Origin of the sequence: Nocardioides sp., assembly GCF_036374615.1 — a bacterium.
Classification (GTDB): domain Bacteria; phylum Actinomycetota; class Actinomycetes; order Propionibacteriales; family Nocardioidaceae; genus Nocardioides.
Genome location: NZ_DASUTK010000090.1, coordinates 1 through 6,343, shown reverse-complemented (window position 1 = coordinate 6,343; position 6,343 = coordinate 1). Strand labels below are relative to the sequence as shown.

At 70.9% G+C, this 6,343-nt stretch carries 7 protein-coding genes; 3 read left to right on the top strand and 4 right to left on the bottom strand.

All coding sequences use genetic code 11. The features are described from left to right. The coding region (locus VFZ39_RS07080) for a biotin carboxylase N-terminal domain-containing protein (protein WP_330865029.1) at positions 1–882 on the bottom strand (882 nt) is incomplete at its 3' end. A 130-nt stretch (positions 883–1,012) separates the two neighbouring features. Continuing rightward, positions 1,013–2,578: a carboxyl transferase domain-containing protein gene (locus tag VFZ39_RS07075; protein WP_330865030.1), complete on the bottom strand. Its 1,566-nt coding sequence runs from the start codon at positions 2,576–2,578 to the stop codon at positions 1,013–1,015. Between the two features lie 125 nt (positions 2,579–2,703). Between VFZ39_RS07075 and VFZ39_RS07070 the strand changes: the two genes are divergently transcribed. From VFZ39_RS07070 to VFZ39_RS07060, 3 genes are all read left to right on the top strand, one after another. Further along, positions 2,704–3,180, top strand: a complete 477-nt coding sequence (locus VFZ39_RS07070; RefSeq protein ID WP_330865028.1) for a pyridoxamine 5'-phosphate oxidase family protein — start codon at positions 2,704–2,706, stop codon at positions 3,178–3,180. Positions 3,181–3,279: 99 nt separating this feature from the next. Continuing rightward, positions 3,280–3,507, top strand: a complete 228-nt coding sequence (locus VFZ39_RS07065; protein WP_330865027.1) for a hypothetical protein — start codon at positions 3,280–3,282, stop codon at positions 3,505–3,507. Positions 3,508–3,552: 45 nt separating this feature from the next. After that, positions 3,553–4,125 carry a TetR/AcrR family transcriptional regulator gene (locus VFZ39_RS07060; protein WP_330865026.1) on the top strand — a complete coding sequence of 191 codons (573 nt, stop codon included), beginning with the start codon at positions 3,553–3,555 and terminating at the stop codon, positions 4,123–4,125. A gap of 77 nt (positions 4,126–4,202) precedes the next feature. On the opposite strand, the gene VFZ39_RS07055 is transcribed toward VFZ39_RS07060, so the two are convergent. Continuing rightward, a complete protein-coding gene (locus VFZ39_RS07055) occupies positions 4,203–5,375 on the bottom strand; it encodes a Gfo/Idh/MocA family protein (RefSeq protein WP_330865025.1) in 1,173 nt (390 codons plus the stop codon). Positions 5,376–5,417: 42 nt separating this feature from the next. Further along, positions 5,418–6,308, bottom strand: coding sequence for a sugar phosphate isomerase/epimerase family protein (locus VFZ39_RS07050; RefSeq protein WP_330865024.1), 891 nt, complete (start codon positions 6,306–6,308; stop codon positions 5,418–5,420). Positions 6,309–6,343 lie beyond the last annotated feature (35 nt).

Sequence of the window (6,343 nt, the reverse complement as noted above, 5' to 3'; positions counted from 1 at the left end):
GTCGACGTCGGTCACCTCCTCGGTCACCGTGTGCTCGACCTGGATCCGCGGGTTCATCTCGATGAAGACGTGCTCGCCCGCGCGCTCCCCCGCCGTCTCGAGCAGGAACTCGACGGTGCCGGCGTTGACGTAGCCCACGTGCCGGGCCAGCGCCACGGCCGACGAGGTCACGAGCTCGCGGACCGCGGGTGTGATGGTCGGCGCGGGGGCCTCCTCCAGCACCTTCTGGTGGCGTCGTTGGGTGGAGCAGTCACGTTCGCCGAGGTGCACCACGGTGCCGTGGGAGTCGCCGATGACCTGCACCTCGATGTGGCGGCCGTGCTCGACGTACTTCTCGACCAGCATCGTGTCGTCGCCGAACGCCGACGCGGCCTCGCGCTTGGCCGATGCGACCGCCTCGGCCAGCTCGACCTCGGAGCGCACGACGCGCATCCCCTTCCCGCCGCCGCCTGCCGCGGCCTTGACCAGCACGGGGTAGCCCGCGTCCTCTCCGCGGGGCACGACCGGCACGCCCGCAACGACTGCGAGCTCGCGGGCGACGTCCTTGCGGCCCATCTGCTCCATGACGGCCGCCGAGGGGCCCACGAGCTGGATGCCCGCAGCCTCCAGCGCGGCCGCGAACGGCGCGCGCTCGGACAGGAAGCCGTAGCCGGGGTGCACGAACCGGGCGCCGCTCTCGACCGCCGCTGCGACCACCGCGTCCCCGTCCAGGTACGACGGAAGCCGGACCGCGTCGTCGGCTGCGTGCACGTGTGGCGCGTCGGCATCGAGGTCGGTGAAGACCGCGATCGTGTGCCATCCCATCCGGGCGGCGGTGCGCATCACGCGGATCGCGATCTCGCCGCGGTTGGCGACCAGCAGGGTGTGCTCGACGTCGGTCATCTGTCAGATCCTCTCGCCGCGCCGCCTGGGTTTCGACGCGCCCGTTGCGACCTCGTGCCTCGGTCGCAGGGCTGGGTCAACCGGGTCTCGCCCACGCGCCGTGCTCGTCCCTCGCACGTCACTGCTCGCTTCACATCCGGAAGATGCCGTAGGAGGGCTCGGGCATCGGTGACCGCGCGGTGACCGCGAGCCCCATGCCGAGAACGCGACGGGTGTCGGCGGGGTCGATCACGCCGTCGTCCCAGAGCCGGGCGGAGGCGTAGTACGGCGAGCCCTGGGTCTCGTACTGCTCGCGGATCGGTGCCTTGAAGCCCTCGTCGTCCTCGCGGCCGGCGACCGTCGCCAGCACGCTCGCGGCCTGCTCCCCGCCCATCACGGAGATCCGCGCGTTGGGCCACATCCAGAGGAACCTGGGGTCGTACGCGCGGCCGCACATGCCGTAGTTGCCGGCCCCGAACGAGCCGCCGATCACGACCGTGAACTTCGGGACCACGCTGCAGGCGACCGCGGTGACGAGCTTGGCGCCGTCTCGGGCGATGCCGCGGTTCTCGTACTCGCGACCGACCATGAAGCCGGTGATGTTCTGGAGGAAGACCAGCGGGACACCCCGCTGGTTGCAGAGCTGGATGAAGTGAGCGCCCTTGAGGGAGGACTCGCTGAAGAGGATGCCGTTGTTCGCGACGATCCCGACCTCGTGGCCCCAGATCTTCGCGAACCCGCACACCAGGGTCTCGCCGTAGAGCTGCTTGAACTCGTGGAACCGGCTGCCGTCGACGACCCGCCGGATCACCTCGCGCACGTCGTACGGCGTGCGGGTGTCGGTGGGCACCACGTCGTAGAGGCCCGCGGGGTCCTCGTGGGGACTCTCCGGCTCGCCGTTTGTGTCCAAACGGCGGCGACGCGCCGAGGAACCTTGCCGTTCGTGCCCAAACGTCGGATCAGGCAGGGTCGCGACGATCGACCGCACGATCGCCAACGCGTGCGCGTCGTCCTCAGCCAGGTGATCGACGACCCCGGACGTGCGGGCGTGCACGTCGCCGCCTCCGAGCTCTTCGGCGGTCACCACCTCCCCGGTCGCCGCCTTCACCAGGGGCGGTCCGCCGAGGAAGATCGTGCCCTGGTTCTTGACGATGACGCTCTCGTCGGACATCGCAGGGACGTACGCACCGCCGGCGGTGCACGACCCCATCACGCTGGCGATCTGCGGGATGCCACTCCCGGAGAGGTTGGCCTGGTTGAAGAAGATCCGTCCGAAGTGCTCGCGGTCCGGGAACACCTCGTCCTGCATCGGGAGGAAGGCGCCCCCGGAGTCCACGAGGTAGAGGCATGGGAGCCGGTTCTCGGCAGCGACGGTCTGGGCGCGGAGGTGCTTCTTGACCGTCATGGGGTAGTAGGTGCCGCCCTTGACGGTCGCGTCGTTCGCCACCACGACGCACTCGCGACCGCTCACCCGGCCGATGCCGGTCACGATGCCGGCGCTCGGCACGGCGTACACGTCGTCGGCGTCCTTGCCGTACATACCGTAGGCCGCCAGTGGGTTCAGCTCCAGGAACGGGCTCCCCGGGTCGAGCAGTCGGTCCACCCGGTCGCGCACGAGCAGCTTCCCGCGGTCGGTGTGCTTCGCGCGAGCGCTCTCCGAGCCTCCTTGTCGTACCCTCGCGAGCCGCTCACGCAGCTCGTCGACCAGATCCCTCATCTCGGCCACCGCCTCAGGTTAGCGATCATTAACCTGGCTCGCCACCCGCGGGGGTGTGCCCGACGTCGCGGCGTCGACCTAGCGTCGATGCCAGGGAGAGACGCACTGCACGCCGGGAGGGGCACATGACCGACGACTACGACCGTCAGCGGCTCGTCGAGCTGATGGAGGACATGCCGATCGCGATGTTCACCACGTTCAACGGCGGGCTGCCGCGCACGATCCCGATGGCCCGCCAGGAGGTGGCGCCGGGCGAGGAGCTGTGGTTCATCAGCGCCCGCGACACCAAGCATGTCAGCGACATCCTGCACGACCCCCGGGTCCTGCTGTCGTTCTCGTCGAGGGATGCCTGGGTGGCGCTCAACGGCCGGGCGGAGGTGGTCGACGACCGCGAGAAGCTGGAGGAGCTCTGGAACACCTTCGCCGAGGCGTGGCTGCCGGGCGGGCCGGACAACCCGGACGCCGTGCTGATCCGGGTGGAGATCGAGCGCGGCGAGTACTGGGACACGCCGGGCGGCACGGTTGCCTCGGTCATCAGCTTCGCGAAGGCCAAGCTCACCGGCGACACGTTCAAGCCAGAGCACGGCGTCACCCACGCCTGAGGGCGCTACCCGGGCAGCCCCTCGTCGACGAACGCCACCGTCTGTCGCCACGCCCGTCGGTGGTCCAGTACGGCGCCGCGCGATCCGTACAGTCGGACCATGGCGACCCGACCCACCGGCGACGACGCGCTGGCCGCCGACCCGTTCGACTGGCAGGTGACCAAGTCGGGGAACGTCCTGGTGTTCCGCGGCGGTCGGCAGATCGTCACCGTTGGCGGCAAGGCCGGCGCCAAGCTGGGGGCCCAGCTCGAGCGCGCCGACGAACGCGCGGCCCAGCAGCTGTTGGCGCGGGCGACGGGCAACTACAAGCACGGCAACGAGCGATGAGCACCGACGCTCGCTCGGACGGTTAGCGACCGCTAACCTGACCTCGTGTCCACCGAGGCCGTCACGCGACGCGACCAGCTGCTGGCGACCGCGGCCGAGCTGTTCGCGAAGCGCGGGTTCCACGGCGTCTCGGTCGCAGATCTCGGAGCCGCGTGCGGGATCTCCGGCCCCGCCCTGTACAAGCACTTCCCGTCCAAGGACGCCATCCTCGCTGAGATGCTGGTCTCGATCAGTGAGGAGCTCCTCGCCGTCGGCCGGGAGCGAGTGGCGAGTGCCGCGGATCCCACGGCCGCCGTTCGCGCACTCGTCGACTGGCACGTCGACTTCGCGCTGACCAGGCGAGCGCTGATCGTCGTCCAGGACCGTGACTGGGAGTCGCTGCCGGCGGACGCCCGCGAGAAGGTCCGCCGGCTCCAGCGGGAGTACGTCGACGTGTGGGCCCACCAGCTGCGGCGGGTCCACCGCGGGCTGCGGACCGACCGCGCCCGCGCGATGGCGCACGTCGCCTTCGGGCTGATCAACTCCACCCCGCACTCAGGCCTGCTGCCGGATGCCCAGATGCGGGCGCTGCTGACGTCGATGGCACTGGCCGCACTTGGCATCACCGAGCGCACCTGACCGCGGCCCCGGCTCCATGCGTCCTGCGCCATGGGTCATGCGGATGGAGCCTTCTATGGCTCAGGCCGCCTGACGCATCAGGCGGCTGGCTTGTCCTGGGCGATGTCCAGCCGCACACCCGAACGGGCCGCGCTCTCCTCCACCGCAGCCAGCACCCGTTGCACCTCGAGCCCCTCGGCGAACGACGGGCTCGGCGCCACGCCACCGCCGATCGCGGTCAGGAAGTCGGCCGCCTGCGAGGTGAACGTGTGGTCCCAGCCCAGGATGTGGCCCGGGGGCCACCACGCCGCGAGGTAGGGGTGCGAGTCCTCGGTCACCAGGACGCGACGGAAGCCGGCCGTCCCGTCCGCGGGGTCAGTGAGGACCTGCAGCTCGTTGAGGCGTTCGAGGTCGAAGGCAAGGGCACCGTCGGTGCCGTACACCTCGATCGTGAGGCCGTTCTTGCGGCCCGTCGCCATCCGGCTGACCTCGATGCTCGCGACCGCTCCCGAGCGCGTCTCGAGAGTGGCCCACGCGGCGTCGTCGACGGTCACCGGCTCCGGGCCGGACTCACCGGCACGTTCGGACACGAACGTGTTCAACCGTCCGCTCGCGGCAGTGACCGGCTCGCCGAGCAACGCCTGCACCTGGTCGACGACGTGCGAGGCGAGGTCGCCGAGCGCGCCGGAGCCCGCCGTCTCCTTGCGCAGCCGCCACGTCATCGGTGCTCCAGCATCGGCCAGCCAGTCCTGGAGGTACGCCGCACGCACCTGCCGCACCGCCCCGATCCGTCCCTCTCCGATCAGCTGCCGGGCCAGCGCCAGCGCGGGCACCCGCCGGTAGTTGAACCCCACCATGGAGACGACGCCGCGCGCAGCGGCGGCCTCGGCCGCGGCCACCATCGCCTCGGACTCCGCGACCGAGTTGGCGAGAGGCTTCTCGACCAGCACATGCTTGCCCGCCTCGAGCGCCGCGATCGCGAGCTCGCTGTGGAGATGCCCGGGCGTGCACACGTCGACGACATCGATGTCGTCGCGCTCGACCACGGCCCGCCAGTCGGTGGCGGTCTCGGCCCAGCCGTAGCGTTCGGCCGCCTCGGCCACCGCACGCTGGTCGCGGCCGACCAGCAGCTGTTGCCGCACCGGTGCGGTGCCGGGATAGAACGCGCCGACATTGCGCCACGCGTTGGAATGCGCCTTGCCCATGAACGAGTAGCCGACGACCGCTACTCCGAGCGGGCGCAGTGCGTTGCCCGCCGTACCGTCTGCCATTGGTGTGCCTCTCAATTCCTGCGGCGCGTGCCTGACAACGTCCTAGAGGTCTGTCTCAGGCCCACGCGGCGGTGACTCGGCGGTCAGGGACCGCAGGAAGGCCAGCCCGTCTGACGCCAGTGCGTCGGGGCTGTCCGCGAGCGGACGCCAGATCGAGGCGGCCACCGCGATCGCGGCGTTGTCAGGGGTGAAGCTCTCGATGTTCAGCGCGCCGGAGTAGCCGATCTCGTCGAGCGCCGCGACGATCGCGACCCAGTCGGTCTGGTCGTGACCGGGCGCGCCGCGGTCGTTGCCGCAGACCTGCAGGTGGACCAGGTGCTCGCCCGCCGTCCGGATCGCCGCCGCGCTGTCGCGCTCCTCGATGTTCAGGTGGTACGTGTCCAGCGCCAGGCCGACGCCCTGGCCCAGCAGCGGCCCCAGCCCGGTCAGGGCCTGGTCGACGGTGTTGACCAGCGACGTCTCGTAGCGGTTGAGGGGCTCGATCCCGAGCACCACCCCTCGCTCGACGGCGTGGTCCGCCACGGGCGCGAGGTTCTCGCGCCACTCGGCGTAGGTCGCCTGCCGTTGCTCCGACGACATCCGCCACACCCGCCCGGTCTGGGCGTAGAACGGGCCGCACACCGCCGGCGACCCGACCGCGGCGGCCAGGTCGATGCACTCGCGAAGGTAGGCCTGGGTCCCGGTGACCGCGACAGGGGACGCGGTCACCAGGTCCCGACCCGGTGCCATCGCGCCGACGACGTAGGGCGCGAGGCCGGTCTCCCGCAGGACCGCCGCGGTCTCGGCGTGGTCGAGGTCGCCGGAGTTCTCCAGCGGGAGCTCGATCGCGTCGAAGCCGAGGTCGGCGATCCTGCGGGCCAGGCCGGGCAGGTTCTCGTCGGTGAGCGGCGAGGACCAGACCCAGGTGTTGACCCCGAGAGGTCGAGGGATCACGGAATCTGGCGCTCCTGCCAGACCTCGGGGTAGCC

Bases quoted from the DNA above. Each gene is read 5' to 3' on its own strand.
- VFZ39_RS07075 (WP_330865030.1), bottom strand. From the start codon at position 2,578: ATGAGGGATCTGGTCGACGAGCTGCGTGAGCGGCTCGCGAGGGTACGA.
- VFZ39_RS07070 (WP_330865028.1), top strand. From the start codon at position 2,704: ATGACCGACGACTACGACCGTCAGCGGCTCGTCGAGCTGATGGAGGAC.
- VFZ39_RS07065 (WP_330865027.1), top strand. From the start codon at position 3,280: ATGGCGACCCGACCCACCGGCGACGACGCGCTGGCCGCCGACCCGTTC.
- VFZ39_RS07055 (WP_330865025.1), bottom strand. From the start codon at position 5,375: ATGGCAGACGGTACGGCGGGCAACGCACTGCGCCCGCTCGGAGTAGCG.